General features: G+C 69.6%; 22 protein-coding genes, 2 tRNA genes, 1 other RNA gene and 1 pseudogene. 9 read left to right on the forward strand and 17 right to left on the reverse strand.

Features of this window, described 5'->3' with window-relative positions; genetic code table 11:
- Positions 1-65 precede the first annotated feature (65 nt).
- Positions 66-139 (forward strand) — tRNA-Pro (locus tag GEV07_04525).
- Positions 140-592: 453 nt separating this feature from the next.
- Complete coding sequence (locus GEV07_04530) at positions 593-1,087, forward strand: hypothetical protein (protein MQA02005.1); 495 nt, start codon at positions 593-595, stop codon at positions 1,085-1,087.
- 6 nt (positions 1,088-1,093) lie between these two features.
- On the opposite strand, the gene GEV07_04535 is transcribed toward GEV07_04530, so the two are convergent.
- From GEV07_04535 to GEV07_04560, 6 genes are read right to left on the reverse strand one after another with little or no spacing between them, the layout of a single operon-like run.
- Entirely contained in the window at positions 1,094-1,690 is a 597-nt protein-coding gene (locus GEV07_04535) for a sarcosine oxidase subunit gamma (protein MQA02006.1), read from the reverse strand.
- A complete protein-coding gene (locus GEV07_04540) occupies positions 1,687-4,431 on the reverse strand; it encodes a ferredoxin (protein ID MQA02007.1) in 2,745 nt (914 codons plus the stop codon). Before GEV07_04540 ends, GEV07_04535 begins: the two co-directional genes overlap by 4 nt.
- Positions 4,428-4,697, reverse strand: a complete 270-nt coding sequence (locus GEV07_04545; GenBank protein MQA02008.1) for a sarcosine oxidase subunit delta family protein — start codon at positions 4,695-4,697, stop codon at positions 4,428-4,430. The genes GEV07_04540 and GEV07_04545 overlap by 4 nt, the downstream gene beginning before the upstream one ends.
- A gap of 13 nt (positions 4,698-4,710) precedes the next feature.
- On the reverse strand, positions 4,711-5,955 hold the full coding sequence (locus GEV07_04550; protein ID MQA02009.1) for a sarcosine oxidase subunit beta family protein: 1,245 nt from the start codon (positions 5,953-5,955) through the stop codon (positions 4,711-4,713).
- Positions 5,952-6,884, reverse strand: coding sequence for a pyridoxal-phosphate dependent enzyme (locus tag GEV07_04555; GenBank protein ID MQA02010.1), 933 nt, complete (start codon positions 6,882-6,884; stop codon positions 5,952-5,954). The genes GEV07_04550 and GEV07_04555 overlap by 4 nt, the downstream gene beginning before the upstream one ends.
- Positions 6,885-6,898: 14 nt before the next feature.
- Positions 6,899-9,334: an FAD-dependent oxidoreductase gene (locus tag GEV07_04560; GenBank protein ID MQA02011.1), complete on the reverse strand. Its 2,436-nt coding sequence runs from the start codon at positions 9,332-9,334 to the stop codon at positions 6,899-6,901.
- Positions 9,335-9,640: 306 nt separating this feature from the next.
- Between GEV07_04560 and GEV07_04565 the strand changes: the two genes are divergently transcribed.
- From GEV07_04565 to GEV07_04575, 3 genes are all read left to right on the forward strand, one after another.
- Positions 9,641-10,537 carry a LysR family transcriptional regulator gene (locus tag GEV07_04565; protein ID MQA02012.1) on the forward strand — a complete coding sequence of 299 codons (897 nt, stop codon included), beginning with the start codon at positions 9,641-9,643 and terminating at the stop codon, positions 10,535-10,537.
- Positions 10,538-10,568: 31 nt separating this feature from the next.
- Positions 10,569-10,967 carry a hypothetical protein gene (locus GEV07_04570; protein ID MQA02013.1) on the forward strand — a complete coding sequence of 133 codons (399 nt, stop codon included), beginning with the start codon at positions 10,569-10,571 and terminating at the stop codon, positions 10,965-10,967.
- Positions 10,968-11,050: 83 nt separating this feature from the next.
- The gene (locus GEV07_04575; GenBank protein ID MQA02014.1) at positions 11,051-11,665 is read left to right on the forward strand and encodes a DUF305 domain-containing protein; all 615 of its coding nucleotides are present in this window, start codon (positions 11,051-11,053) and stop codon (positions 11,663-11,665) included.
- Between the two features lie 109 nt (positions 11,666-11,774).
- Here the strand turns inward: GEV07_04575 and GEV07_04580 are convergent.
- From GEV07_04580 to GEV07_04590, 3 genes and pseudogenes are all read right to left on the reverse strand, one after another.
- Positions 11,775-13,260, reverse strand: a pseudogene (locus GEV07_04580) (aldehyde dehydrogenase family protein).
- Between the two features lie 17 nt (positions 13,261-13,277).
- A complete protein-coding gene (locus tag GEV07_04585; GenBank protein MQA02015.1) occupies positions 13,278-14,057 on the reverse strand; it encodes a helix-turn-helix domain-containing protein in 780 nt (259 codons plus the stop codon).
- Positions 14,058-14,159: 102 nt separating this feature from the next.
- Positions 14,160-15,350 carry a glycine cleavage system protein T gene (locus GEV07_04590; GenBank protein MQA02016.1) on the reverse strand — a complete coding sequence of 397 codons (1,191 nt, stop codon included), beginning with the start codon at positions 15,348-15,350 and terminating at the stop codon, positions 14,160-14,162.
- A gap of 140 nt (positions 15,351-15,490) precedes the next feature.
- Between GEV07_04590 and GEV07_04595 the strand changes: the two genes are divergently transcribed.
- Positions 15,491-16,318: a helix-turn-helix domain-containing protein gene (locus GEV07_04595; GenBank protein ID MQA02017.1), complete on the forward strand. Its 828-nt coding sequence runs from the start codon at positions 15,491-15,493 to the stop codon at positions 16,316-16,318.
- Between the two features lie 52 nt (positions 16,319-16,370).
- On the opposite strand, the gene GEV07_04600 is transcribed toward GEV07_04595, so the two are convergent.
- From GEV07_04600 to ffs, 8 genes are all read right to left on the reverse strand, one after another.
- Positions 16,371-17,255, reverse strand: coding sequence for a 5,10-methylenetetrahydrofolate reductase (locus GEV07_04600; protein ID MQA02018.1), 885 nt, complete (start codon positions 17,253-17,255; stop codon positions 16,371-16,373).
- Between the two features lie 220 nt (positions 17,256-17,475).
- Positions 17,476-18,528 (reverse strand): aspartate-semialdehyde dehydrogenase, encoded by a 1,053-nt coding sequence (locus tag GEV07_04605; GenBank protein MQA02019.1) that lies wholly within the window; start codon positions 18,526-18,528, stop codon positions 17,476-17,478.
- Positions 18,525-19,913, reverse strand: coding sequence for an aspartate kinase (locus tag GEV07_04610; GenBank protein ID MQA02020.1), 1,389 nt, complete (start codon positions 19,911-19,913; stop codon positions 18,525-18,527). Before GEV07_04610 ends, GEV07_04605 begins: the two co-directional genes overlap by 4 nt.
- Positions 19,914-19,984: 71 nt before the next feature.
- Complete coding sequence (locus GEV07_04615; GenBank protein MQA02021.1) at positions 19,985-20,542, reverse strand: DUF5063 domain-containing protein; 558 nt, start codon at positions 20,540-20,542, stop codon at positions 19,985-19,987.
- A gap of 33 nt (positions 20,543-20,575) precedes the next feature.
- Positions 20,576-21,181, reverse strand: coding sequence for a recombination protein RecR (gene recR, locus GEV07_04620; protein ID MQA02022.1), 606 nt, complete (start codon positions 21,179-21,181; stop codon positions 20,576-20,578).
- Positions 21,182-21,191: 10 nt separating this feature from the next.
- Positions 21,192-21,530: a YbaB/EbfC family nucleoid-associated protein gene (locus GEV07_04625; protein MQA02023.1), complete on the reverse strand. Its 339-nt coding sequence runs from the start codon at positions 21,528-21,530 to the stop codon at positions 21,192-21,194.
- 130 nt (positions 21,531-21,660) lie between these two features.
- Positions 21,661-23,685, reverse strand: coding sequence for a DNA polymerase III subunit gamma and tau (locus GEV07_04630; protein MQA02024.1), 2,025 nt, complete (start codon positions 23,683-23,685; stop codon positions 21,661-21,663).
- 221 nt (positions 23,686-23,906) lie between these two features.
- An RNA gene (ffs, locus tag GEV07_04635) (signal recognition particle sRNA small type) lies at positions 23,907-24,004 on the reverse strand.
- A 41-nt stretch (positions 24,005-24,045) separates the two neighbouring features.
- Here ffs and GEV07_04640 point away from each other — a divergent pair.
- The 3 genes from GEV07_04640 (at position 24,046) to GEV07_04650 (ending at position 25,978) form a co-directional block, all read left to right on the forward strand.
- Positions 24,046-24,130, forward strand: a tRNA-Ser gene (locus GEV07_04640).
- 268 nt (positions 24,131-24,398) lie between these two features.
- Positions 24,399-24,686: a hypothetical protein gene (locus tag GEV07_04645; protein MQA02025.1), complete on the forward strand. Its 288-nt coding sequence runs from the start codon at positions 24,399-24,401 to the stop codon at positions 24,684-24,686.
- Positions 24,683-25,978, forward strand: coding sequence for a hypothetical protein (locus GEV07_04650; protein MQA02026.1), 1,296 nt, complete (start codon positions 24,683-24,685; stop codon positions 25,976-25,978). Before GEV07_04645 ends, GEV07_04650 begins: the two co-directional genes overlap by 4 nt.
- Positions 25,979-25,988: the final 10 nt, after the last annotated feature.

Genomic DNA, 25,988 nt, shown 5'->3' on the forward strand with positions numbered 1-25,988 from the left:
CCGAGCGCACCAGGCGAAACCCGCGCGCGACGGCGCCAACCGAGGCGCTAGACTCCCTGTAGTCACGGGCTGTGGCGCAGCTTGGGAGCGCGCGTCGTTCGGGTCGACGAGGTCGTGGGTTCAAATCCCGCCAGCCCGACGTGTAGGCCTGCCTGTTCGGTGCCCCTTCGGTGGCACCTTCCCGCGGGCCGCGATTCCACCGGGGGCCGAGCCCCACGTTCCCTGGTCCTGGTGGAACCGAGTTCCCCTGGGGCCTTCGCTTCGCTCGGCACTTGCCTACTCACCTTTGCCTGGACGTCGATGACGTCGTTGTTGTTTAGGTATTGGCCGACCCCGAACAGGCCGCACAGCACGGCCCGCAAGATCACCATGCCGATTCCGCTGTACGGACGCGGCGCCCAGGCGCTGACGGCCCCCGCAACGATCGCGAAGGCAGCCGTCCTGCGACTACGGAACCTCCCCGGCTCGATACCCGCCCGCGACCGCCGCTCCTCGTCCGTCAGTCAGATTTCCGCATTCTCCTGACAGGCCCACGACCCACATGTGATGCTATGACCGCCATTGCTCTCAAGTCGGGGTGGGAGCGGTCGAGATGGCGCGCCGAGGAAGCACGCGAGCGTTCCTGGTCGTCGTGCCACCGTTGCTCGTAGCCGGATCGCTGCATGCCCAGAACCGCACCGGCTGGCTCGTGGCCTTCGTCATCCTCTACCTGGTCGCGGTCGTCGCGATCTGGGTGCTCCTCTTCATGCGCACCACGTGCGACATGATCACGAAGACGGACGGCAGCCCCTGCGGCAACGCCGTCCGTGGCCGGCTCCGGGCGTGCCGGTACCACAAGCGGCAGAAGCGCGCGGTCTGGTTGGCACGCATCGGGTTCCGGCGTGCCGCGGCTCAGCTGGGTAGGCGCGTCGCGCGGCCGACAGCCGCCCCGGCGGGGGGCGGCCGGCCGGCGACCACGGATGACGGCCTCAGCATCGACAAATCGGGTACGGACGGGCTCGCTGTCGTGTGCACGCTCATCAGCACCGTAGGCACCGTCGTGAGCGCTACGGTCGGCGTGATCGGGCTTGCCCTCCAGTTGCTGTGAGCACCGTCAGTGGACGTACTCCGTTGCGGCGTCGAGGAGCCAGTGCGCGAGGTAGTCGGCGAACGAGGCGCGTACGTGTACCCGGTAGGTCGGTGCGTCGTCCAGTTGCTGTAGCACCACCTGTGCCTTCGCCAGCGTGGTCTGTGCACAGCTGTCCACGGTGAACGCGGACGGGTGCAGGTCAAGCGAGCACCCGTGGGCGAGCACGTCGCGCGCGGACGGGCCGGCGACGTCGATCGTGGTGCGTTGGGCGGAGACGTCCACGGCGGACACGTCGATGCCGCCGGCCGTGCGCACGAGCTCGGCGAGCGCGCACTCCAACCGCGGTTCGCGTTCCGGCTCGTCGGTCACCAGCCACCAGCTCGGCGCCAGGCAGAGCACGTGCCGTTCGCGGCGCCGCGCCACCGTTCCCACCTCGGCCGGCGGGTGCAGGCCGAGCGCGTCGTCGAGCACGCCCGGCCGCAGCATCGCGCCGGCGCGAACCTCCAGCTGCACCCGGAACGGGCGCTCGGCGAACGTCACGGTGTCCGCGCTCCCGGTCGCCGCCAACCGGTCGCTCACGACGGCCAGCGGGCTACGCCTACGGTCGAGTGCGGTGGTCATCGGGCGGCTCCGCTCATCTCACCGGACGGCTGCGCACCGTCCCTGCGCTCGTTGTCCGGGTCGTACACCAACGGCGAGGTCACGGTGACGGGCACCGCGTGGCCGTCGTGCACCGCGTACAGCTGCTCGCCGTGCCTGGCCGCGCCGCCCTCCACCAGCGCGAGCGCGTACGGCCGGTCGAGCGGCACCGACCAGTAGCTCGACGTCACGTGCCCGGCCATCGGCACCGGCGGCGGCAGGTTCGGGTCGACGACCAGCTGGGCGCCTTCCTCGATCACCTGGTCGCCCTCGGGGAACAGGCCCACCAGCTGCTTGCGGTCGTCGCGGAGGTTGTCGGCGCGTGCGTAGGATCGCTTGCCCACGAACGACTTCTTCTTCGACACCGCCCAGCTCATGCCGAGGTCCTGCGGTGTGACCGTGCCGTCGGTGTCCTGCCCGACGATCGGGAAACCCTTCTCCGCGCGCAGCACGTGCATCGTCTCCGTGCCGTAGACGGTGATGCCGTACGGCGCGCCGGCGTCGAGCAGCGCCCCCCACAGCGCCATGCCGTACCAGGCCGGCACGTTGACCTCGTACGCGAGCTCGCCGGAGAAGCTGATCCGCATCACCCGTGCGGGCCGGCCGGCGACCTCCGCCTCCCGCACCGACATGAACGGGAACCCGCCCGCGCTGACGTCCAGCGAGGGCGCGACGGCGGCGAGCACGTCCCGCGACCTCGGCCCGGCGACCGCCACCGTCGCCCAGTGGTCGGTCACCGACGTGCACCGCACGTCGAGGTGTGGCCATTCGGTGAACAGCCACTCCTCCAGCCAGTCGAGCACCGCGGCGGCGTTGCCCGTCGTCGTGCTCATCAGCCAACGGTCGTCGGTCAGTCGCGCCGTGGTGCCGTCGTCGAACACCATCCCGTCGGCGTGGCACATGACGCCGTACCTGATCCGGCCGACCTTCAGGGTGGAGAACGTGTTCGTGTACATCTGGTCGAGGAACGTACCGACGTCACGGCCCTGCAGCTCGATCTTCCCCAGCGTCGACGCGTCCATCATGCCGACGGACTCGCGCACGGCACGGCACTCCCGCCGCACGGCGGTCGGCATGTCCTCGCCGGGTTTCGGCGCGTACCACAGCCGCTTCCACTGGCCGACGTCCTCGAACGGCACGCCCTCGTGCACGTGCCACGGGTGCATGGCCGTCACGCGTTCCGGATCCGCCAGCCGGCCCCGGTTCCGCCCGGCCATGAGCGCGAACGGAATCGGCATGAGCGGCGGTCGGTACGTGGTCGGCCGCATCTCCGTGATGGACCGCCCGGTCAGGCCGGCGAGCACACCGAGCGCGAGCGTGCCGACCGTGCGTCCCTGGTCCGGGCCGGTGCCGATGGTGGTGTAGCGCTTCACGTGCTCGGCACCGACCATGCCGACCCGCACTGCGCGCTCCACGTCGGCCAACGTCACGTCGCGCTGCAGGTCGACGAACGTACGGTCCGCGGTGTCGGCGTCGTCGTTGCGGACGGCGAACAGCGCGCCCGCGGACGTGCCTCCGCCCTCGGTGATCCCGCCGGCAGCCGCGCCGACGCACTCGACGCCGTCGCGCTCGCCGGCCAACGGCACGAACGCGGCTGCACTCACCGACCAGGCCAGCCCGCCGCCGAGCTGGCTGAACAAGGCGACCGAGGGCTCCACGCCGCCGGAGACGGCCAGCAGGTCGCACTCCACCCGCGACGCCGGCCCCTGCACGACACCGTTGCCGTCGACGCTCGCGATCCGCACGGCGGCGAGCACTCCGCTCTCGTCCGCCTCGGTGCCGCAGATGGCCTCTCCCGCACGCACTTCGATGCCGCGCCTACGCAGCTCCTCGACCCAGTGGCCCGCCACCAGCGGCCGCACGTCGATCACCGCCGCCACATCGACGCCCGCGTCGACGAGCGTCACGGCCGCCTCCAACGCACCGTCGTGCACGCCCGCGACCACGGCGCGACTGCCGGGCAGTACCGCGTACCTGGTGACGTACGCGGCCGCCGCACCGGCGAGCATGACGCCGGGCCGGTCGTTGTCGGGGAACGCATACGGCCGCTCCACCGAACCGGTCGCGAACACCACCCGCTTCGCCCTGATGTGCCACAGCCGTTGCCGCGCAATGTCCGGCGCCGCAATACCCAGGTGGTCCGTACGCCGTTCGTGCGCGACGAAGTAGTTGTGGTCGTAGGCACCGACGACGGTCGTACGGGCGAGCACCCTGGTGTCCGGGTAACGGGCAAGCGCGTCCAGCTCCACCGCGCGGGCGCCCGGCGGCGTTGCATCGCACAGCACGACCCGCTCGCCGTCACGTGCGGCCGCCAACGCATGACCGCGGCCCGCGATGCCGCCGCCGACCACGAGCACGTCGCAGTGCGCGTGCACGTGGTCGTAACGCGCGCTGTCCGAGAGGCCGAGCAGTTTCCCTTTGCCAGCAAGGGAATGGGCGCGCAACCCGTCGTACGCCTCCACCGTGGTCGCCGGCACCATCGGCTCGCCGGCGCCGGACTCGACCTGCACGTAGGCGCCAGGCTCCTCCATGCCGACGCCCACGATGCCGCGCGGTCGGCCGGTGTAGATGCCGTGCGCGGCCACCCACACTCCGTTCGCCAGCAACGCGGAAGCGAGCGTGTCACCCGCGTACGCGGGATAGTCGACACCGTCGAAGTTGACGGTGATCGGCTGCATCCTGTCGATGCCGCCGCCACCGCTGGACAACCGGGCCCGCGTCATCGGGCGCCCTCCCCGATCGGTTGCGGATCGCGGATCTCGTACGTCACCGTGTGCCGGTGCACGGTGAACCACTGCCGGCAGCCGGCGGTGTGTACCCAGCGCTCCTTGAACCAGCCCTTCGGATTCGCACGCACGAACAGGTACTCCCTCCAGGCGGGGTCGTCGACCGCGTCCGGGTCGGCCGGGTACGCCACCTCGGCCTCGCCGCCGTACCTGAACTCGGTCTCGTCGCGGTCACCACACCACGGGCAGGGAATGGACAGCACAGCACGACCCCCTCTAGTGAGCCACGGCCGCGGCGCCGTGCTCGTCGATCAGCGCGCCGGTACGGAACCTGTCGAGTGCGTACGGCTCCGCGAGCGGGTGCGGGCGACCGTTCGCGATCGTGTCCGCGTAGACCCAGCCGGCGCCCGGGGTCACCTTGAACCCGCCGGTTCCCCAGCCGCCGTTGACGTACAGCCCGTCGACGGGGGTGAGCCCGAGGATGGGTGAGGCGTCCGGGCAGACGTCCACGATGCCGGCCCAGGTACGCAGCACGTGTGCCCGCGCGAACACGGGATAGAGCTCGAGCGCCGCGGACAGCTGCTCCTCGATCACGTGCAACGAACCGCGTTGCCCGTAACCGTTGTACGAGTCGATGCCCGCACCGAGCACCAGCTCGCCCTTGTGCGCCTGGCTCACGTACACGTGCACCGTGTTCGACATGACCACCGTGTCGAGCACCTGGTCGAGCAGCTCGGATACCAGCGCCTGCAACGGATGGCTCTGGATCGGCAACCGCAGACCCACCATGTCGCCGAGCACCGTCGTGTGCCCGGCCGCGCACAGGGCGACCTGCTTCGCGGCGATCTTCCCGCGCGTCGTCTCTACTCCGGTGACCCGGCCGCCGCGCACGGAGATGCCGGTCACCTCACAGTTCTGGATCAGCTGCACCCCGCGCTCGTACGCGGCGCGCGCGAACCCCCAGGCGACGTAGTCGTGCTTCGCGATACCGGCCCGCGGCTGGAACGTCGCGCCGTGCACCGGATACCGGACGTCGGCGGAGGTGTCCATGATGGGCACCAGCTTCTTGACCTCTTCCGGCTCCAGCCACTCCGCATCGACACCGTTGAGCTGATTCGCGTTGACCCTGCGCTTCGCCTCACGCACGTCGGTCAGGTTGTGCGCCAGGTTCAGCACACCACGCTGGCTGAACAACAGCTCGTACCCGAGGTCCTCCTCCAGGCCCTCCCACAGCTTCAGCGCATGCTCGTAGATCGCCGCGCTCTCGTCCCAGAGGTAGTTCGACCTGATGATGGTGGTGTTCCTGGCCATGTTCCCGCCGGCCAGCCACCCCTTGTCGACCACGGCGACGTCGGTGATGCCGTGGTTCTTCGCCAGGTAGTACGCCGTCGCGAGCCCGTGCCCGCCGGCACCGACGATCACCACCTCGTACGCACGCTTCGGGTCGACGTCCCGCCAGTGCGGCACATCGTGTCGCGGCAGCTCGAACGAGCCCGCCGGTTCATGCCACGCTGAAGTCATACGTGCCCACCCACAAAGTGATCGTTGATGTACTTCTCGCCCTCGTCGCAGAAGAACGTCACCACGTTGTCGAGGCCGCGCTCCTCGACCAGCCGCCGCGCAGCGAGCAGGTGCGCGCCGGAGCTCGGCCCGACGAACATGCCGTGGTCGCGGGCGATCCTGCGCATCTCCGCGACCGCCGCGTCGCTGCTGACCGCCGTGAACTCATCGATCTCACCGAGGTGCCTGGCGACGATGCCGGGGACGAAGCCGTCTGCGATGCCCTCGATCAGGTGCTTGCACACCTCGCCGCAGTTGATGGTGCACGACTCGTCCGGCTCCATCGCAACCACCAGGCACTGCGGGTTCACGGCACGGAACCCCTGCCCTACGCCGACGATCGTGCCGCCGGTGCCGACCCCGTTGACCACGGCGTCGGGCAGCACGCCGGCGGGCAGCTGGTCGAGCACCTCACGCGCGAGCCACTCCCGGTTCTCGTCCACGTTCCACTCGTTGTCGAACTGCGCGGGCGCGTAGTAGCCGGGCTGCTCGCCCATCTGCTTCGCCAACGCGAGCGCGTCGTTGACGTGGAAGTCGCCGACCGTACGCACCTCGGCGCCGAACGCGCGCGAGATCGCCGTACGCTCCTTGCTCATCCCGTTCGGCATCACGACGAGCATCCGGTAGCCCTTGACCGCCGCGACCATGCTCATCGCGTTGCCGGTGTTGCCACTGCTCGCCTCGACGATGGTGTCGCCTGGCTGCAGCAGGCCCTCGCGCTCGGCGCGCTCGATCAGGTACTTCGCCAGCCGCGCCTTGATCGAGCCGGACGGGTTGAGGTACTCCAGCTTCACCCACACCCCGTCCAGCCGCACCAGCGGTGTATCGCCGATCACGTCCAGCACACTGGTCGCCGCACCGACCGCCGGTGGTGTCGCCAGTTCAGTCATCGCGACCACCACCGTCAACCGCGCAGCCGGGTCATGTCCGGGTCGAACAGCGGCTCGTCGGCCACCCGCGCCGGCACCCGCCGGTCGAAGTACCCGATGTGCACGGTGTTCCCCGTCGTCGCCAGCTCGGCCGGCAACCAGGCGTACGCGATGCCGTGGCCGAGGGTGTACCCCCAACCGGAGCTGGTGACGTAGCCGACGCACTCGTCGCCGGCGTAGACAGGCTCCTTGCCCATCACCACGTCGTTCTCGCCGAGCACCAGGCAGGTGAGCTTCCGCTCGATCCGCTCCGGGTCGCGCGCGGCGAGCGCCGCCTTGCCGATGAAGTCGCCCTTGTCCATCCGCACGGCGAACCCGACGCCCGCCTCGTACGGGTCGTGCTCCCAGGTCATGTCCGTGCCGAACGACCGGTAGCCCTTCTCCAGCCGCATCCCGTTGAACGCGGCGCGGCCGCCGGCGACGATGCCGTACTCCTGACCGGCCTGCCACAGCGTGTCCCACAGCTTCAGGCCCATGTCGGCCGACGCGTAGATCTCGTAGCCGAGCTCGCCGACGTACGAGAGGCGCAGCACCGTCACCGGCACCATTCCTACGTAGGTCTGCTTCGCGCGGAAGTACTTCAACGAAGCGTTCGACAGGTCGTCCTGGCACAGCGCCTGCACGAGGTCCCTGGCCTGTGGCCCCCACACGCCCACGCAGCACGTCTCGGGCGTCGTGTCGCGGATGACCACGCTGCCGTCGGTAGGTGCCAGCCGGTGCAACCGGTCGAGGTCGAGGTTGCCGTTCGCGCCGACCTGGAACACGTCGTGCCCCAGCCGGGCGACGGTGACGTCGCTGCGGATGCCGCCGGTCTCGTCCAGCAACAGGGTGTACGTGACCGCGCCGACGGACTTGTCCATCTTCCCTGTGGTGACGTGGTCGAGGAACGCCAGCGCGCCGGGCCCGGACACCTCGAGCCGCTTCAACGCCGTCATGTCGTACAGCGCGACCCGCTCGCGAGTCACCTGCGCCTCGGCGGCGGCGATCGGCGACCAGAACTGCGCCGCCCACGGGTCGGGCTGCGGCACCGTCCGGCCGTCGACCAGGTCCGCGTTCGCCCCGTACCAGTGCGGGCGCTCCCAGCCGTTCGCCTCGAGGAACACCGCGCCGAGCTCCTGTTGCCGCGGGTAGAACGGGCTCGTACGTAGCGGCCGCGGGTCGTCCATCGGCTGCAGCGGGTGCAGGATGTCGTACACCTCGACGAAGTTCTGGCAGTCCCGCGCCAGCAGGTAGTCCGGCGCGAGCTGATGCTTCTCGAACCTGTTCACGTCGCACTCGTGCAGGTCGGCCGACGGCTTGCCGTCGACGAGCCACTCCGCCACCGCCTTCGCGACGCCGGCCGAGTGCGTCACCCAGACCGCCTCGGCGACCCAGAAACCCGCTGCCTGGGTGGACTCGCCGATCAACGGCATGTTGTCGGGAGTGAACGAGAACACCCCGTTCATGCCCTCGTCCACCTTCGCCTCGCTCAGGCTCGGCAGCAGCCGCTGCGACTCCGTCCAGGCGGGTTCGAAGTCCTGGTCGGTGAAGCGCAGCACGCTCGGCATGATCTCGGCGTCGTCGTACGGCACCAGGTCGTCGGCGGTCAGCGGCATCGGCCGGTGCCCGTAGTAGCCGATGCCCATCAGGTCGCCGCGCTCGCGGTAGTAGAGGTCGTGGTCCTGGTGCCGCAGGATCGGCCGCATCACCTCGGCGGTCTGGCCGGTCAGCGCCGGCACCTGGCTGGTCCACGCGAACTGGTGTGCCAGCGGCGTCAGCGGGAGCGTCATGCCGACCATCCGCGCGACCTTCGGCCCCCAGATGCCTGCGCAGCACACCACGACGTCGGCCGGTACGTCACCGGCGTCCGTGCGCACCCCCGTGACGCGCCCGCCTGTAGTGAGCACGTCGAGCACCTCGCGCCGTTCGATGAACTGCGCGCCGCGCGCGATCGCGGCGCGGGCCTGCGCCTCGACCGCCCATACGGCCTTCAGGATGCCGTCGGACGGGGTGTGCAGGCCGCCGTAGACCAGCTCGCGGTCGAGCAGGTCGTAGTGCTGTACGCACTCCGCGGGGTCGAGCAGCCTGGACTCCACACCCCACGCCTCGAGCCAGCCGCGCCTGCGGTGCAGCTCGGCCAGTCGCTCCGGGGTCGTCGCCACCTCGAGCCCGCCGACGGAGTGGAAGCACGGCTTGCCGTCCAGCTCCAGGCCGGCGATCTTCCGCACGGTGTAGCTGGCGAACTCGGTCATGGCCTTGGACCCGTTGCACTGGAACACCAGCCCAGGCGCATGGGAGCTCGAGCCACCGGTCGCGAACAGCGGGCCTTGGTCGAGCACCGTCACGTCGGTACAACCGCGTGCCGTCAGCTCGTCGGCCAACGCTGCGCCAACCACGCCGGCACCGATGATGACAACTTTGGGAGAGCTCATACCGACTCCCGGAACGTTTCGTTATTCGCAACGTGCGGCATATACCGCAACACACTGCTCACAGTGACTCTGGCGTTGACCGGTGTCAAGGGAGCAGTTGCAGCACCTGCAAGGCCGCGTTGAACTGCACGGACGGGCCACCACACGGCACGGGCCTGGCCGACGAACGGCCGGTACGGACGGACCGCGGCGCGTGCACCGACACCGCGGCGGGCGGCAACGGCCGTTGTCACCGATGCACAACGTCTTGACGCGCAGCCCGGTGCGGCTGTGTTCGTAACGCCCCGCATCTGATAGGCCAGGTACATGACTGACTTCGAGTTACGTCAGCTTCGGTCCTTCGTCGCCGTCGCCGAGGACGCCGGCTTCGGACGTGCAGCACAGCGGCTGCACGTGTCGCAGCAGACGTTGAGTCAGCACGTCACCAAGCTCGAGAGTGCGTTGGAGACCCCGCTGTTCCATCGCACGAAGGGTGGGGTAGAGCTCACCGACGCCGGCTCGGTGTTGCTCAGCGAGGGCAAACAGGTCCTCGCCGGGGCGGAACACGCAGCCAATGCCGTCTCGCAGGCCGCGCACGGCGAGCTGGGGACGCTGCGCATCGGGTTCGTCAGCACCGCTGCGCTCGGCATCATGCCGCGCATCGTGCTCGCCCTGCACCGCTCCTGGCCCAACCTGCACGTGGAGCTGAAGGAGTCGACGACCGGGCCGCAGCTGGACGCGGTGAAGTCCGGCGGCCTCGACATCGGCATCGTCCGGGAAGTCAGCACCGCACGGGGACTCGTGGTGCGGCCGATCCTCAAGGAACGGCTGGTCGTCGCCGTACACAAGTCGCACCAGTTCGCCAAGCGCAAGACCATCAGGCTCCGCGAGCTCGGCGACGAGCAGTTCGTGGTGTTCCCCAGGCGCCAGGTGTCGCGGCTCTACGACCACATTGCGTCGCTGTGCCACCAGGCCGGGTTCCACCTCGAGCCCACGCAGGAGGCGATCGAGTTCCCGACCCTGCTCAGCCTGGTCGCCGCCAACCTCGGCATCACCATCGTGCCCGACTCGCTGCGCGCACTGCGGTTGCCCGACCTGCGCTACCTGACCATCGACGACAAGGAAGCGCTCTCCACCATCTCCGTGGTCTGCCGCCCGGACCGGGAGGCCGCCCCTGCGGTGACGAAGTTCCTGGACACTGCGACGAACGTGGCGCTCGGCTGACGGCTGGCGGACCGCCGCTACGCTTGGCGACATGGCACCCGGGTCGCGTCCGCTGAACCTGGCTGACCGCGACCGGTGGTGGTGGCTCGCACTGCTGATCTCCGTGCTCGCCGGTCTGCTCGCCATGCACGGCCTCGGCCAGGTCGTCGACGTCCGCGAGGCGTCGCTGACGACCAAGCACCACATGTCGGCCGCGGCCCAGGTGACGGACGGCTGCCAGCACCTCCCGACACACGACGGCGGCCACCTCGACCACGATGACGCGTCCTGCAAGTCTGGCGGCGTCGGCAGCGCACCGACCCTGCCCGATCGCCCGGCGGACCCACGGCACGCCGTTCCCGACCGCGCCGCCGCCGGTGTGGTGACGACGGCCGCCGCCGTCGGCCGTGATCCACCGTCGCTCAGCGAGCTGCAACTCCTGCGGATCTAGATGCCCGTGGCGCCGGCGCACGCGCGTCGGCCGCCACTCGAACGCGTCCAGACATCGTCACACCACGCAGGAGTAGAACAGTCATGACCACATTCCGCATGCCCGTACGCCGAACCACCGCTGCCGCGGCCGCGTTCCTCGCCGCGCTCGCGCTCGCCGGTTGCGGCGGCTCCAGCGGCCACGAGGGCCACGACGGGGAGTCCAGCTCGGCGAGCACGTCCGAGGCACGGGCCGACCACAACGATGCCGACGTGACGTTCGCCAGGTCGATGATCCCGCACCACCGGCAGGCCGTGGAGATGTCCGAGCTCGCCGAGACCCGCAGCGCGTCACCCAAGGTCGAGAAGCTCGCTGCGCAGATCGAGCGGGCACAAGCGCCGGAGATCAGGACCATGTCCGGCTGGCTGAGGAGTTGGGGGCAGCCGGTGCCGAAGGAGGGCGAGAGCTCGAGCCACGAGGGCCACGACATGTCCGGGATGATGTCCGACGCGGACATGAAGAAGCTGCGTAAGGCGTCCGGGGCGAAGTTCGACACCATGTTCCTCGAGATGATGATCGAGCACCACGAGGGCGCGGTGTCGATGGCGAAGACCGAACAGAAGTCCGGCTCCCACCGCCCGGCGAAGAAGATGGCCGGCACCATCATCACCACGCAGCGCGCCGAGATCGCGCGGATGAACAAGCTGTTGGACGACTAGCGTCCGGTCAGCGGGCGGCGGCCCGTACGAGGTCCGCCGCCCGCTCGCCGACCATCAGGACGGTGAGCATCGGGTTCACCGTCGGCACCCGCCTAGTACCCGCGCCCGTTCACCGAGCCGATCCGCGGTCGGGGAACCAGTAGTCCGGTTTCGTGTCCAGCCGCCGCCAGATGTGCTTGTGCTCCAGGTACTCCGCGAGCCCGGCCGGTCCAAGCTCCCGGCCGACACCCGACTGCTTGAAACCGCCCCACTCCGCCTGCGGTACGTACGGGTGGTAGTCGTTGATCCAGATGGTGCCGTGCCGCAGCCGCGCGGCGACGCGGTCGGCCTTGTCGGCGTCCTCCGTCCACACCGCACCCGCGAGCCCGTACCTCGTGTCGTTGGCGATCCGTACGGCCTCGTCCTCGGTGCGGAAGGTCTCCACGGTCAGCACCGGGCCGAACGACTCCTCCTGCGCCACCGTCATGTCGCTACGGCACCCGTCCAGGACGGTCGGCGGGAAGAAGTAGCCCGCCGCGAGTTCTGGATCGTCCGGACGCTGCCCGCCGCAGCGCAGGACCGCGCCCTCGGCGAGCCCGTCGGCGACGTACTTCTCCACCTTCGCCAGGTGGGCGGCGGAGATGAGCGCTCCGGTGTCCGCGTCGCCGTCGAACGGGCCGCCGAGGCGAATCTGCCCCGCCCGCCGAACGACCTCGTCGACTAACCTGTCGTGCAGGCTCTCTTCCACGATCAGCCGCGCGCCGGCGGAGCACACCTGCCCGGAGTCGAGGAACACTGCCGTGAGCGCGAAGTCGACGGCGGCTTCGAAGTCCGCGTCGGCGAACACGACGTTGGGGTTCTTGCCGCCGAGCTCGAGCGCGACCTTCTTCACCGTCGCCGCCGCGCTCGCCATGATCCGCCTGCCGGTCTCCAGCCCGCCGGTGAACGAGACCAGGTCGACGTCCTGATGGTCGACCAACGGCGCACCGACCGCGGCGCCGGTACCGAGCAGCAGGTTGCCGACGCCGGCGGGCAGGCCAGCTTCGTCGAGCATCTCGGTCAGCAGGATCGCAGTCGACGGGGTGAGCTCGCTCGGCTTCAGGCAGAACGTGTCGCCCGCGGCGATGGCCGGCGCCACCTTCCACGACGTCTGCAGCAGCGGGAAGTTCCACGGCGTGATCAGCGCGCACACGCCGACCGGCTCGCTGACGACCCTGCTGTGCACGCCCCTCGACGCCGATCGCCACGTCCCTTCCCCCGGTGCCAGGAGCCAGCTCGGCGTAGTAACGGAACACGCTCACCACGTCCGCTACGTCGATCCGGCCCTCCACCAGCCGCTTGCCGGTGTCCAGCGACTCCGCGGTCGCGACCCGCTCCGTCTCCGCCTCCAGCGCGTCCGCCACCCGGTGCAGCAGCTGACCGCGCTCCGCCGGCGTCCACGACCGCCAGGGCCCGCCGTCGAACGCACGGCGTGCGGCGGCGACCGCGGCCTGCGCATCGGCAGGCCCGGCCTCGTCCACGGTGGCGACCAGCCGGCCGTCCGCGGGACACCTGATCTCCCGGCTCGCGCCGGCCGCCGCCGACGTCCAGACACCGCCGATGAACAGTGTGGGCACAGCTACCTCCGCAGTGATCAGACGGCGCGTGGCGGGTGCCAACCGAGCCGGCGCGAGATCGCCTCACCCGCGTCGACGACCGCCTTGCCGACCTCCTCGACCCGGCCCTCCAGCCGGAACCCGGGACCGGACGCGCTGACCGACGCCGTCACCCGGCCCTGCGAGTCGTACACCGGCGCGGCCACGGCGGTCAGCCCCAGCTCGAGCTCGTTGACCGCGACCGCGTACCCACGCTCCCGCACCTCGCCGAGAGCTGCCTCGAGCTCCCGCAGCGACGTGATCGTGTACTCCGTGAACCGGTCGAGCGGAGTTCTTACCAGGTCGGAGAGCCGGCGGTACGCGTGGAACGCGAGCAGGGCCTTGCCGTTCGACGTGGCGTGCAACGGGATGCGCCTGCCCACCCAGTTGTGGATCTGCAGCGCGGACGGACCGGCGACCTGGTCGATGTACAGCGCCGCACCCTCGGAGAGCACGGTGATATTGACCGTCTCACCGACGACGCCGGCGAGCTCCTCGATGACCGTCCTGCTCTCCTGGACCAGGTCGAGCTGCTTCTTCGTGGCACCGGCGAGGCGCAGCAGCCCCACCCCGAGCCGGTACTTGCCGCGGTCGCTGTCCTGCTCCACGAGCCCGCGTCGTTCGAGGGTCGCCACCAGCCGGAACGCCGTCGACTTGTGCACCCCGAGCTCGGCCGCGATCTCCGTGACGCCGACGTCGCCCTCCCTGGCCATGATCTCCATGATCGTCACGGCCCGGTCGACCGACTGAACTCCGGTGGTCTCGGCGGGGTTGCCCATGGAGCAACCGTAGACCACGGGTACCGCCCTTTCGCAAACAGCGAGGCCCGGCCGCCGCGGCGGCCGGGCCTCGGGCGGACTCGAGGTCCGCTCCCCTGTTCGTCAAGCGGTGGTGACCGCCAGCTGCTGCTTCGGCGCGGCCTTCTCCTTGTCGACGAACGGCTTCTCCACGACGACCGCGGGAACCCGAGCCGACGGTGCCTCCACCTCGAGGTCGGTACCCAGCTCGGTGTGCTCGATCGACACCATCGCCAGGCCGATGTTCTTCTCCAGCTGCGGCGAGTAGCACGCCGACGTCACCTTGCCGACGAGCACCCCGTTGGAGTACACGGGGAAGACGTCGATCATGGAGCCGTCGTTGTACGAGCCGAGCCGCTCACCGCCGATCTCGACGCCGACCAGCTTGCGGAGCACGCCCTCTTCCTTGACCCGCTTGAGCGCCTCCTTGCCGATGAAGTCGGCCTCCTGGTCGACGTCGACCATCCAGTGGTAGCCCATGCCGACCTCGAACGGGTTGGTGTCGTACCAGATGTCCGCACCGAACGAGAGCATGCCGCCTTCGATCCTGCGCATGTGGCACGGGCCGATCACCTCGATGCCGTGCGGCTCGCCGGCTTCGAGCACCTTCTCCCACAGCCGGTCGGCGTTGCCGTTCTTCGCGGCGTCGTACAGGTAGATCTCGTAGCCGAGCTCGCTCGTGTAGCCCGTACGCGAGACCAGCACCCGCAGACCGTCGATCTCGTACTCGCGGACGTAGTAGTACGGCACGTCGCGAATGCTCTCCCCGAACAGGTCGAGCATTACGTCGATCGACTTCGGGCCCTGCACCTGCACCGGCGCGATGTCGACCTCCTTGATCTCCACGTTGAAGTCCGAGTTGTAGGCGACACCCTTGCACCACAGCTCGACGTCACTGTCCGCCAGCGAGAGCAGGAACCGGTTCTCCTCCAGCCGCAGCAGGACGGGGTCGTTGATGATCCCGCCGTCCGGCAGCGTCAGGAAGACGTACTTGCACTGCCCGACCTTGCACTTGCTCAGGTCGCGCGGGATCAACATGTTCGTGAAGTCGAACGCGTCCGGCCCGCTGATCTCGATCTGCCGTTCCACGCCGACATCCCAGAGCGTCACACCATTGAGCAGGTGCCAGTACTCCTGCACGGGGTCACCGTAGTGCCGTGGGTGGTAGGTGTGGTTGTAGACGCTGTAGAGCTGCACCCCGTGCTTCCGGGAAGAGTAGAAGTACGGGGACTTCCGGAGCCGTGAGTACTGCAGCACGCCCGGGTTCTCGTTCACCTGAGACAACGCGGTAACTCCCTTCCTGCTTCGTGGATGTGAGGTCGATAGACCACTGGTGAGTGAAATCAATGTGGGGGGATGCGAGGAAGAAGACTTCTTGACCTCTTATAGATGGGAGCCTACCCTCATTATGTGGGATGTGTTCTCATATTGTAGAACTCTCTTCGCCAGGCACTTGGAGGTGCTCCGTGGTCCCGCCTACGACAGGCACACAGTCCGTGGACCGAGCAGCCGAGCTGCTCTCCTTGGTGGTGGAATCGACGCAAGCGCGCAGCTTCACCGATCTCGCGCACGAGACCGGACTGGCGAAGTCGACCGCCTCGCGGTTGCTGCAAGCGTTGGAACGACACGGGTTGCTGCTGCGCGACGACGCCGGCCTGTTCCGACCGGGTCCCCTGTTCTCGCTCTACGCGTTGCGGCACGAACCGACCGACGGACTTGTCGATATCACCTCCAAGACGTTGCGCCGTATCGCTGACGAGACCGGCGAGACGGTGAACCTTGCGGTACCGCGAGCCGGACTCGTCATCGAGGTCGCGCAGATCGACTCGACGTACCTCCTCGGCGCGACCAACTGGGTCGGCACCGACGTTCCCGCGCACTGCTCCGCCCAGGGGAAGGTGTTGTACGCGTACGGCGCTCTCACGCCCCCGGACGAACCGTTGGAACCGCTCACCCCGCAGAGCATCACCGAGCCCGCGGCACTGCAGCGGGAGCTCAGGCAGGTGCGGCGGCAGGGATACGCGGTCTCCGTGGAGGAGCTGGAAGCCGGGCTGGCCGCCGTCGCCGCGCCGTTGCGTACCCGCGACTGCACGACGATCGCCGCCATCGGGATCACTGGCCCGGTCACCCGGATGGCGGACCGGACTACAAACCTGGGTCAGCTGTTGCTGAACGAGACCCGTCGACTGTCGCGCCAACTCGGCTTCCGGCCGCAGCAGGGGAGCAAGGAAGGCGCGGCCTGACCGGTCGGCCGCCCGCCGGAGCACGGGCAGCGGTGCGCTCACCGGGATCGCCCTAACGATCCGCAGAGCCGAGCATTCGCCGTCGCCATCGCTCAGTCCCCGCAACCTGGTTGAACGTGTAGATGTGCAGACCCGCCGGTGGCGTCCCTTGCCGATCCAGCGCGTCCACCACGCGCTGCAGATAGCGCTCGGGCGAGAAGCCGTTCGGGCCGGCGAACCGCTTGAACATGCCGGGATGCTTGCCGAGGAACCTGGTCGACTCACCGACGCCGATCTTCGTCGCCATGGCCAACAACTTCGCCCGCTCGACCGGACCCGTCACCCCGACCTGGATGGGCAGGTTGATACCGCGCGCTCGCACCCGGGCGACCCAGCGGGCGAGCACGGCGGGGTCGAAGCAGAGGTTGCTCACGATGTACGTGGCGTGGGCACGCTTGTCCCACATCGCTTGAACCGTAACGTCGTCGGCGATCATCGGATGCGACTCCGGGTACCCGGTGATGCCCACCTCCTCGAAGGGGCTACCCATCGCGGTGAGCCTGGTGAGCACGTCGAGCGCCCCGACGAACTCGCCGGCCGGCGGGTCGGCGTCGCCCGCGGGCACGAACACCTCGGTGACGCCGGCCGTGCGCAGCCGCACGATGAGCTCGGCGAGATGCACGTCGTCGGCGATCAGCCGCGCGGAGAGATGCGGCACCGCCTGGTAGCCGGCGCGCGCGAGTCGCGTCGCGACGTCGACCGTCGGCTCCAGGCCCTTGGTCGGCGACGCGGTGATCGAGATGCGCACGTCCGTCGGCACGTTCGCCACCACGGCCGCCTCGGCGGCAGCGGCGGGGATGATCTCGTACCTGGGCGTCGCGAGCAGGCCCGCGATACCCGTACGGGTCGTTGTCGGCACTGTGGCAGATGTGCGAGGCACCAGAACACCGTTGCGCATGCGTCAACCAATCTCTCAATACGCAATAGCGATTTTGAGACTAGCTCTGGCCACCCGGGTCGACAATGGGGCGCTTTCAGTGGGTGCAACACAATCCCGACCGTGCCCGTAACATGGGAGGAAGTTCCACATAGTGGGGTTCGCGAGTTCCGTCACCGGGTACGCGAGAGCCCCGCATCGCATCGCGACGTGGGGCTCCGCGGCAGAGAGCTGCTCGGCGCTAGCCGCGTTCGGCCGCGACCAACTCGGCGATCTGCGCCGCGTTGAGGGCGGCGCCCTTGCGCAGGTTGTCGCCGCAGCAGAACATGTCCAGCGCCTTCGGGTCGTCGAGCGCACGCCTGATCCGGCCCACCCAGGTCGGGTCGGTGCCCGTCACGTCGACCGGCGTCGGGTACTGCGCCTGCTCCGGGTCGTCACACACCAGCACGCTCGGCGCCTCATCGAGCACCTTGCGCACCTCGGGGACGTCGACCTCCGCGCCCAGCTTCGCGTGGATGGCGAGCGAGTGGGTCCGCATCACCGGCACCCGGACACAGGTCGCGGAGACCCGGAGGTCCGGCCGGCCGAGGATCTTCCGCGACTCGTTGCGTACCTTCAGCTCCTCGGAGTTCCACCCGTCGTCCTTCAACGAGCCCGCCCACGGCACCACGTTCATCACCAGCGGCGCGGGGAACGGGCCGAGGTCGTCGCCGACGGCACGGCGCACGTCGCCGGGGTTCACCCCGAGCGTGCGGTCACCGGCGACCTTCTCCTGCTGTGCGTACAGCGTGTCGATGCCTTCCTGGCCGGCGCCGGACGCCGCCTGGTACGAGGCGACCACCAGCTCCTCGACGCCGTACTGCTTCTCCAGCGCGCCGATCACGACGATCATCGACAGGGTCGTGCAGTTCGGGGTGCTCACGATGCCGAGCGGCCGGTCGCGCAGCGCCTCCGGGTTGACCTCGGGCACGACGAGCGGCACCTGTGGGTCCATCCGGAACGCACCGGACTTGTCGATCACGACGGCGCCCCGCGCGGCGGCGATCGGCGCGTACTCGGCGGCCACGGCGTCCGGCAGGTCGAAGACGACGACGTCGACGCCGTCGAACACCTCCGGTGACAGGGCCTGCACGGTCAGCTCCTCACCGCGGACGGTGAGCCTGCGGCCGGCGGACCGCGGCGAGGCGACCACGCGTACCTCGCCCCAGACGTCCTCCCGCGTCGACACCAGGTCGACCATGACGGTGCCGACCGCGCCGGTCGCACCTACGAGGGCGAGGGTCGGCTTGCTCATCGGCCGGTACCTCCGTACACGACGGCCTCCACCTGGTCGGCGTCCAGGTCGAACGCGCTGTGCACCGCGCTCACCGCGGCGTTCACGTCCTCACCACGGACGACGACGGAGATCCGGATCTCCGAGGTGGAGATCATCTCGACGTTGACGCCCGCGTCCGCGAGTGCGGAGAAGAACGCCGCAGAGACGCCCGGGTGCGCGCGCATGCCCGCGCCCACCAGCGAGACCTTGCCGATCGCGTCGTCGTAGAGCAGGCTCTCGTAGCCGATCTCGTCCTTCGCCTTGGCGAGCGCCTTCATGGCGGCTTCGCCGTCTGCCTCGGGCAGCGTCAGCGAGACGTCCGTGCGACCGGTCGTTGCCTGCGAGACGTTCTGCACGATCATGTCCACGTTGATGGCGGCGCCGGCCACGATACGGAAGATCGCGGCGGCCTCGCCCGGCTTGTCCGGCACGCCCACGACCGTGAGCTTGGCCTGACTCCTGTCGTGCGCCACACCGGCGATGATTGCGTTCTCCATGCCCGCACTTTCCTCAGCGCCCTGCTCGGGCTTGACGACCACCCTGGTACCTTCCCGGTCCGAGAACGACGACCTGACGTGCACCGGGATGCCGTACCTGCGCGCGTACTCGACGCAGCGTACCTGCAGCACCTTGGCGCCGGACGCGGCCAGCTCGAGCATCTCCTCGTACGTCACGGTCTCCAGCCGGCGCGCGGTCGGCACGATCCTGGGGTCCGCGGTGAACACGCCGTCGACGTCGGTGTAGATCTCGCAGACGTCGGCGTCGAGCCCGACGGCCAGCGCGACCGCGGTCGTGTCCGAGCCGCCGCGGCCGAGCGTGGTGATGTCCTTGGTGTCCTGCGAGACCCCCTGGAACCCGGCGACGATCGGGATCGCGCCGGCGTCCAGGGCCTCCCTGATCCGGCCCGGCGTGACGTCGACGATCCTGGCCCGGCCGTGGCTGCCGTCGGTGATCACGCCGGCCTGGCTGCCGGTGTAGGACCGCGCCTCGAACCCGAGGTTCGCGATCGCCATCGCCACAAGCGCCATGGAGATCCGCTCCCCCGCGGTGAGCAGCATGTCCAGCTCCCGCGCGGGCGGCACCGGCGACACCTGCTCCGCGAGGTCGGAGAGCTCGTCGGTGGTGTCGCCCATCGCCGACACCACGACGGCGACGTCGTGCCCCGCCTTGCGGGTCGCCACGATTCGCCGGGTGACTCGTTTGATTCCCTCGGCATCGGCGACCGAGGAGCCACCGTACTTCTGCACTATCAACAAGACGCGCACGCCTCCGAGCAGGGAAATGGGCGGAACCGTCAGTCTACGGTCGCCGGTGCGGTCGAGACAGGGAATATCCGTCGGCGCGACGCTGCACCGAGGCCCCATTCGACGTTAGCCGGGATCGCACGCCGATGCCAACGCGCGGTGACCGGCGCCACTCACCTCGCCACGTGGTGCTAGGAAACCCCGACCTCGTCGGCGACCCCGACGGTCACGTCCTCCGCCACGTCCAGGCGGGCGTGCGTGACGATCGACTGCAGGGCCCGCAACGCGGCGCCCGCGTGGTTGCCCCAGTGGTTGAAGTACGAGTACTGCCACCACCAGAGAGCCTCGACCCGGTTGCCGGCCTCGTAGTGCCGCAGGCCGTGGGTCAGGTCGGCGGCGATGTCGGCCAGGTCGTCGGAGAGCCGGTAGGTGTCGAGGTCCGGCTGAGCGCCGTACGGGTCGAACACCTCGACGTACTCGTCCACGTCCTTCAGCCGGGTCGCCAGGCCCTGGCGCAGCGCGTCCACGTCGCCCTCGAGCGCGTGCGGCGGCTCCACGTTGCCGTCGGGTACGACGTCCTCGCTCGCCCCGAGCTGCGCACCGGTGAAGGAGATCTGCGAGACCTCAAGCAGCAGGAACGGCACCAGGCCCTCGTTGCCGTCGCCGGAAGCGACGCGTTGCAGGCCGTCGAGGTAGTTCGCCACGTGCTTCGCCACCTCGTCGGCGACGCTCTCCCAGTCGGTGTTCATCCTTGCCCCCTCAAGTCCTCTGCCCCGACGCGCTCATGCGCTGTCGAGCTGACGCCGTCCCTCGAAGGCGCGCCCCAACGTGACCTCGTCCGCATACTCCAGGTCGCCACCGACAGGCAGCCCGCTCGCGATCCGCGTCACGCGGAGGCCGAGCGGCTGGAGCAGCTCCCGGTAGAGGTACGTCGCCGTCGCCTCACCCTCCCAGTTCGGATCCGTCGCCAGCACTACCTCGGTAACGGTGCCGTCACTGAGCCGTTCGCGCAACCCCGCGATACGCAGGTCGTCCGGGCCGACACCGTCGATAGGGCTGATCGCGCCACCGAGCACGTGGTACTTGCCCCGATACGCTCTGGTCCGCTCGATCGCCAGGACATCCTTCGGTTCCTCGACGACGCAGATCAAATGGGCGTCCCGGCGCGGATCGCGACAAATCCTGCACTCGTCCTCTTCCGAGACGTTGCCGCAGATCTTGCAGAAGCGCACCTTCTCGGTGAACGCGACCAACACCTCGGCCAGCCGCTTCACGTCGGCGGGGTCGCCGGCGAGCATGTGGAAGGCGATGCGCTGCGCACTCTTCGGCCCGATGCCGGGCAACCGACCGAGCTCCTCGATGAGGTCCTGGATGGCACCTTCGTACATCGTGTGGCGCTCAGCCGCCGAGCATGCCCGGGCCGGCACCGCCCCCGAGCATCTGCGCCAGCGGGCCAAGCCGCTGTGTCTGCAGCTCCTGCGCGTTGGCCGTGGCGTCGCGTACCGCGGCGACCACGAGGTCGGCCAGCGTCTCGGTGTCGTCCGGGTCGACCGCCTTCGGGTCGATGGCCAGCGACTTCAGCTCACCGGTGCCGGTCACGGTCGCCTGGACCAGGCCACCCCCGGCAACGCCGACGACCTCGGACTCGGCGAGCTCCTCCTGGGCGGCCATCATCTGCTGCTGCATCTGCTGCGCTTGCTCCAGCAGCTCGTTCATGTTCTGGTTGCCTGGGATCACGTGCCCTCCTGACGCTCGCGGTTGCGTGCGGTTCCCGCACGCGGGTCGTGGGTATCGAGCCTACGATGACGCCCGTCATATCGGCAGCGTGGTGTCGGCATCGGGACGGGCGGGGCGGCTCGTCCTGCGGTCATCCGGTCGGCGAGTCCGGCGGCTCGTCGATGACCCTGGCGCCGAGCTCCCGCTCGAGCAGCGGCAGCCCGGTGAGGCCATCATCGGCCGGCTGCGCGGCGTCGAGCTCGGAGGGGTCGTCGACGGCGTCGTCGACCGGCTCGGGGAGGTCGGGCTCGGGTGCCTCGGCCGGGGCGCTCGGCCCGCTCACCTGGGCCGGCGCGCCGACAGCCGCCGCCGGCGGCGGCTGACCGGCGCCGGTCGTGGTCTCGATCCGCCAGTCCATGCCGAGCACCTCGGCCAGCGCCTCCCTGAGTACGGGCTCGCAGCCGTTGTTCGCGAACCCCTTCGCGTCCCCCTCGCGGGAGAACGCGAGCTTGAGCACGTTGCCGTCGGCCGACGCGACCTGCGCGTTGTCCTTGATCACCATCCAGGCGAACTTCCGCCGCGCCTTGACCGCCTCGAGGACCTCGGGCCACATCCGGCGCAGCTCGCTGACGTCGGTGAGCCCACGCGCCGGGGTCGCGGGCGCCGGCTCGGCCGGCTGACTGGGCGCCGGCGGTATTGGCTCGGTGGCCGCCGCGGGCGTCGGCTCGGCCGGCCGCGTTGGCTCGGCTGCGGGCGTTGGCGCGGTGGTCGCCGCTGGCGTCGGCTCGGCCGGCGGTGCCGGTGCGACCGGGGTGGCTGGCTCGGCCTCCGTCTGGAGTGCCGGTGCCGCGGCAGTCGGGGTGGCCGGCTCGACCTCCGGCCGAGGCGCCGGCGCTGCTGCGGCCGGGGTGGTGGTCGTCGCCGCGGGCGGCGCCGATGCGGCGGGCTTGGCCGCCGGCTGGGGTGCCGGTGCGGTGGCGGCCGGCGGGGGCGCGTCCGTGCTGGAGGCGCTCACCAAGCGCAGCCTGCGCTCCATCCGGTCCAGCCGGGCGGCGAGTGCGGCTTCCCCGCCGACGGCTTCCGGGAGCAGCAGCCGGGCACACATCAGCTCGAGCAGCAGCCGCGGCGAGGTGGCGCCGCGCATCTCGGTGAGGGCGGCGCTGACGATGTCGGCGGCCCTGGTCAACGCGGCCGCGCCGCCGCGGTCGGCCTGGCCGCGCATCCGCTCCAGCTGGTCCGGGGGCGCGTCCAGCAGGCCCTTGTGCTCGACGTCGGGCACGGCGGCGAGCACGACCAGGTCGCGCAGCCGCTGCAGCAGGTCGGCGGCGAACCGGCGGGGGTCGTTGCCGGACGAGATGACCTGGTCGACCGTCTCGAACACGGTCGCGCCGTCGCTCGCGGAGAGCGCGTCGACGACCTGGTCGAGCAGGTTCTCGTCGGTGTACCCGAGCAGCGCCACGGCCTGCTTGTACGAGACGCCGCCCGCGCCGGCCCCGGCGAGCAGCTGGTCGAGCACGGACAGCGCGTCGCGCGCGCTGCCGGCGCCGGCGCGTACGACGAGCGGCAGCACGGCGGGCTCGACCTCGATGCCCTCCTGCTCGCACATGCCGGCGAGCATCGACCGGAGCACCTGCGGTGCGATGAGCCGGAACGGGTAGTGGTGGGTGCGCGACCTGATCGTGCCGATGACCTTCTCCGGCTCGGTCGTGCAGAAGATCAGCTTGACGTGTTCCGGCGGTTCTTCGACGAGCTTGAGCAGGGCGTTGAAGCCGTCCTTGCTCACCATGTGCGCCTCGTCGATGACGTACACCTTGAACCGGGACGACACCGGCGCGAAGAACGCCCGCTCGCGCAGCTCGCGCGCGTCGTCGACGCCGCCGTGCGACGCGGCGTCGATCTCGATCACGTCGATGCTGCCGGGCCCGTTGGGCGCCAGCGCGACGCAGGAGTCACAGCTGCCGCACGGTTCAGGGGTGGGACCGGCGGCGCAGTTCAGCGACCGGGCGAGCACCCGCGCGCAGGTGGTCTTGCCGCAGCCGCGCGGGCCGCTGAACAGGTAGGCGTGGTGCACGCGGCCGTTGCGGATCGCCTGCTGGAGCGGGTCAGTGACGTGCTCCTGCCCGACGACCTCAGCGAACGACCCGGGACGGTACTTCCGGTACAACGCGAGCGACACGCCCCGACCCTACCTCCCACCCCCGACACCCGAACCCCCAGCCGCAAGTCTGGTCACCGCCCCAACACCGACCACCACAGTCCTGGTGCCAAGCGAAGCGAAGCCCCCCGAGGGAACTCGGTTCCACAACGACCAGGGAACGTGGGGGTCCGGGGGCTCGGCCCCCGGTAGGAATCGTGACCGCCGGAAAGTCGGTTCCGAAGGACCGACGAACAGGGGAAGGTAACGGCACCCTCGCGCACCCGACAGAGCCTGCCGACCCTTGCTGCCTTCCGGCCCTGGGGGAGTTGAGCTGGGTGACGCCGCGCGAGGGGCCTGAAACAACGCTAACAGATTGGCCGGTACGCTCGGATCCGCACGGGAGGATTCGCCTAGTGGCCTAGGGCGCACGCTTGGAAAGCGTGTTGGGGGCAACCCCTCAAGGGTTCGAATCCCTTATCCTCCGCCCCGCCTGACCAGGCAAAACGCCGAGGGTCGACCCATGCAGGGTCGGCCCGTTCTGGCGCTCCTGTCGTAGCCCAGCCGATCGGGTCCATCACCGTGCGGTCCGCCTGCCAGGACGCGTCATGCAGGCCCTGTCGCTACGCGAGATCGTCAATGAGGGCCGACCCCCTGACGAGTTCCGTCTCGGCGGAACCAGGAACCACGCGCAGGGTGCAGGCGTCGGTAGGGCGGTTGGCATTAGGGGGAAACGCATGGGAGCCACGGCATGGTTGAGCGAACTGCGGCGGGTCGGCGGGACTGCGCAGGACTTCGATAACGTCCCCAGGCGGGCGAACAGGAAGGCGCGCTCCGCGGTGGAGAACCTGTCGTGTGACGGGTTGCAGTCGTCGGCCGCGCTTCAGCAGTGGCGGCAAGCCTGGCAAGGGAAACTGGCCGCCCAGTCCTCGGCACTACAGCTCGTCGGCGAGAAGCTGGTGACGACCGCGAACCTGCACGGCAACGCCGACCAGGACGGTGCTGCCGCGTTCGAGCGGCTGCCGGGAAGTACCGGCATTTGATCACCTACGAGAAGCTGCGAACGCTGCAACCGCAGGTGTTCAACTCGGTCGGCACCGACCTGCACGAAGCGGCCGACCACCAGCTCAGCGGGCGACCGCCGTACGACACCGAGGTGGTCGCACCGGCGCGGTCTGGCGAGGTGTGGAAGGGCCCGGGGCATTACGAAGCCAACATGGTGCTGAGCACCATGAGCCTCGCGTTCGACACCGCCGGGACCATCATGGACGCCGCGGCGACGGCCTCGGTGACTCTTGCGGTGGAGCTGACGGCCGCCAAGCAGGCCGCGCAGAAGATCGCCGCCGAGGCGGATGGCTACTACCTGTACGTCAAGCCGGACGGCGAGCTGTGGCCGAAGCCGGAGATCCACGACGACCCGACGAACCCTGTCGGTACGCACGCGCGCGAACAGCAGCAGGCAATCCTCGGCAAGCACCGGCTACAGCCGTTCATGGACGCCGCGCTCGAACGGGCGAACAACGCGGACCGGCGATGCTCCAACCTGCTGCAGCGGCTGGACACCGAGCTGCACATCATGGTGCGGGCAGACGCCACCATCGCCGCCAGGGCAGACGCGGCCAACGACTACGCGTACGAGCTGTTCGGCGAGTCGGTCCTGTTGCTGCGGGGGCTGCAAGAGGACGCCACCGCCAGACACCAGCAGGCCGTCGACGACGCCGAGCCGATACTCAACGACCTCCTGGACTTCCTCGGGTCACTGGTGGGCGTGGACCAACTCAAGGAAGGCGACGTCCTCGGCTTCCTCGGCGTCAACGCAACGTGGTTCATTCCGTTCGGCAAGGCCGGTCAGTTGCTGGGCAAGGCCGGCAGGGCGGCGGTCAACGGCACCAGGACCGCCGGCCGCGTGGCCGCACGGACGCGCCGAGCCTTCGGCACGACCGGTCGCAACGCTCGCGCCGAGCGAGGGCAGTATCCCAAGGTCCCGGCCGGCCCGGCCGCGGCACCGAAACGCGCGGTCGACATCCGCGACCACATCGTGAAGCACAACGGCTCTCCGCCGCCCGGAATCAAGGGCGGCAAGACGTACAAGAACGACCCGAAGAAGTTGCGCCACGACGAGCACCCCAACAACCCGCTCGGCGAGACGTTGCCCAGGCGGCACTGGGAGAACGGCGAACCGGTGAAGTACAAGGAGTACGACGTCAACGCGAAGTCAGTGGGCCGCGACGACGAACGCGTCGTCATCGGCTACATCGAGCGCAACGGCAAGGAGGTACCGGTCTCCTCCTGGTACTCGAAGGACCACTACCAGACGTTCGTACCCATGGACTAGGTTGCCACCG

The sequence above is a fragment of the Streptosporangiales bacterium genome (assembly GCA_009379825.1).
Taxonomy (GTDB): domain Bacteria; phylum Actinomycetota; class Actinomycetes; order Streptosporangiales; family WHST01; genus WHST01.

What these genes read in the sequence shown, in the direction of transcription:
- GEV07_04530 (MQA02005.1), top strand. Translation starts at nt 593, where the DNA reads ATGGCGCGCCGAGGAAGCACGCGAGCGTTCCTGGTCGTCGTGCCACCG.
- GEV07_04535 (MQA02006.1), bottom strand. Translation starts at nt 1,690, where the DNA reads ATGACCACCGCACTCGACCGTAGGCGTAGCCCGCTGGCCGTCGTGAGC.
- GEV07_04540 (MQA02007.1), bottom strand. Translation starts at nt 4,431, where the DNA reads ATGACGCGGGCCCGGTTGTCCAGCGGTGGCGGCGGCATCGACAGGATG.
- GEV07_04550 (MQA02009.1), bottom strand. Translation starts at nt 5,955, where the DNA reads ATGACTTCAGCGTGGCATGAACCGGCGGGCTCGTTCGAGCTGCCGCGA.
- GEV07_04555 (MQA02010.1), bottom strand. Translation starts at nt 6,884, where the DNA reads ATGACTGAACTGGCGACACCACCGGCGGTCGGTGCGGCGACCAGTGTG.
- GEV07_04560 (MQA02011.1), bottom strand. Translation starts at nt 9,334, where the DNA reads ATGAGCTCTCCCAAAGTTGTCATCATCGGTGCCGGCGTGGTTGGCGCA.
- GEV07_04565 (MQA02012.1), top strand. Translation starts at nt 9,641, where the DNA reads ATGACTGACTTCGAGTTACGTCAGCTTCGGTCCTTCGTCGCCGTCGCC.
- GEV07_04570 (MQA02013.1), top strand. Translation starts at nt 10,569, where the DNA reads ATGGCACCCGGGTCGCGTCCGCTGAACCTGGCTGACCGCGACCGGTGG.
- GEV07_04575 (MQA02014.1), top strand. Translation starts at nt 11,051, where the DNA reads ATGACCACATTCCGCATGCCCGTACGCCGAACCACCGCTGCCGCGGCC.
- GEV07_04585 (MQA02015.1), bottom strand. Translation starts at nt 14,057, where the DNA reads ATGGGCAACCCCGCCGAGACCACCGGAGTTCAGTCGGTCGACCGGGCC.
- GEV07_04595 (MQA02017.1), top strand. Translation starts at nt 15,491, where the DNA reads ATGTGTTCTCATATTGTAGAACTCTCTTCGCCAGGCACTTGGAGGTGC.
- GEV07_04600 (MQA02018.1), bottom strand. Translation starts at nt 17,255, where the DNA reads ATGCGCAACGGTGTTCTGGTGCCTCGCACATCTGCCACAGTGCCGACA.
- GEV07_04605 (MQA02019.1), bottom strand. Translation starts at nt 18,528, where the DNA reads ATGAGCAAGCCGACCCTCGCCCTCGTAGGTGCGACCGGCGCGGTCGGC.
- GEV07_04610 (MQA02020.1), bottom strand. Translation starts at nt 19,913, where the DNA reads ATGGGGCCTCGGTGCAGCGTCGCGCCGACGGATATTCCCTGTCTCGAC.
- GEV07_04615 (MQA02021.1), bottom strand. Translation starts at nt 20,542, where the DNA reads ATGAACACCGACTGGGAGAGCGTCGCCGACGAGGTGGCGAAGCACGTG.
- recR (MQA02022.1), bottom strand. Translation starts at nt 21,181, where the DNA reads ATGTACGAAGGTGCCATCCAGGACCTCATCGAGGAGCTCGGTCGGTTG.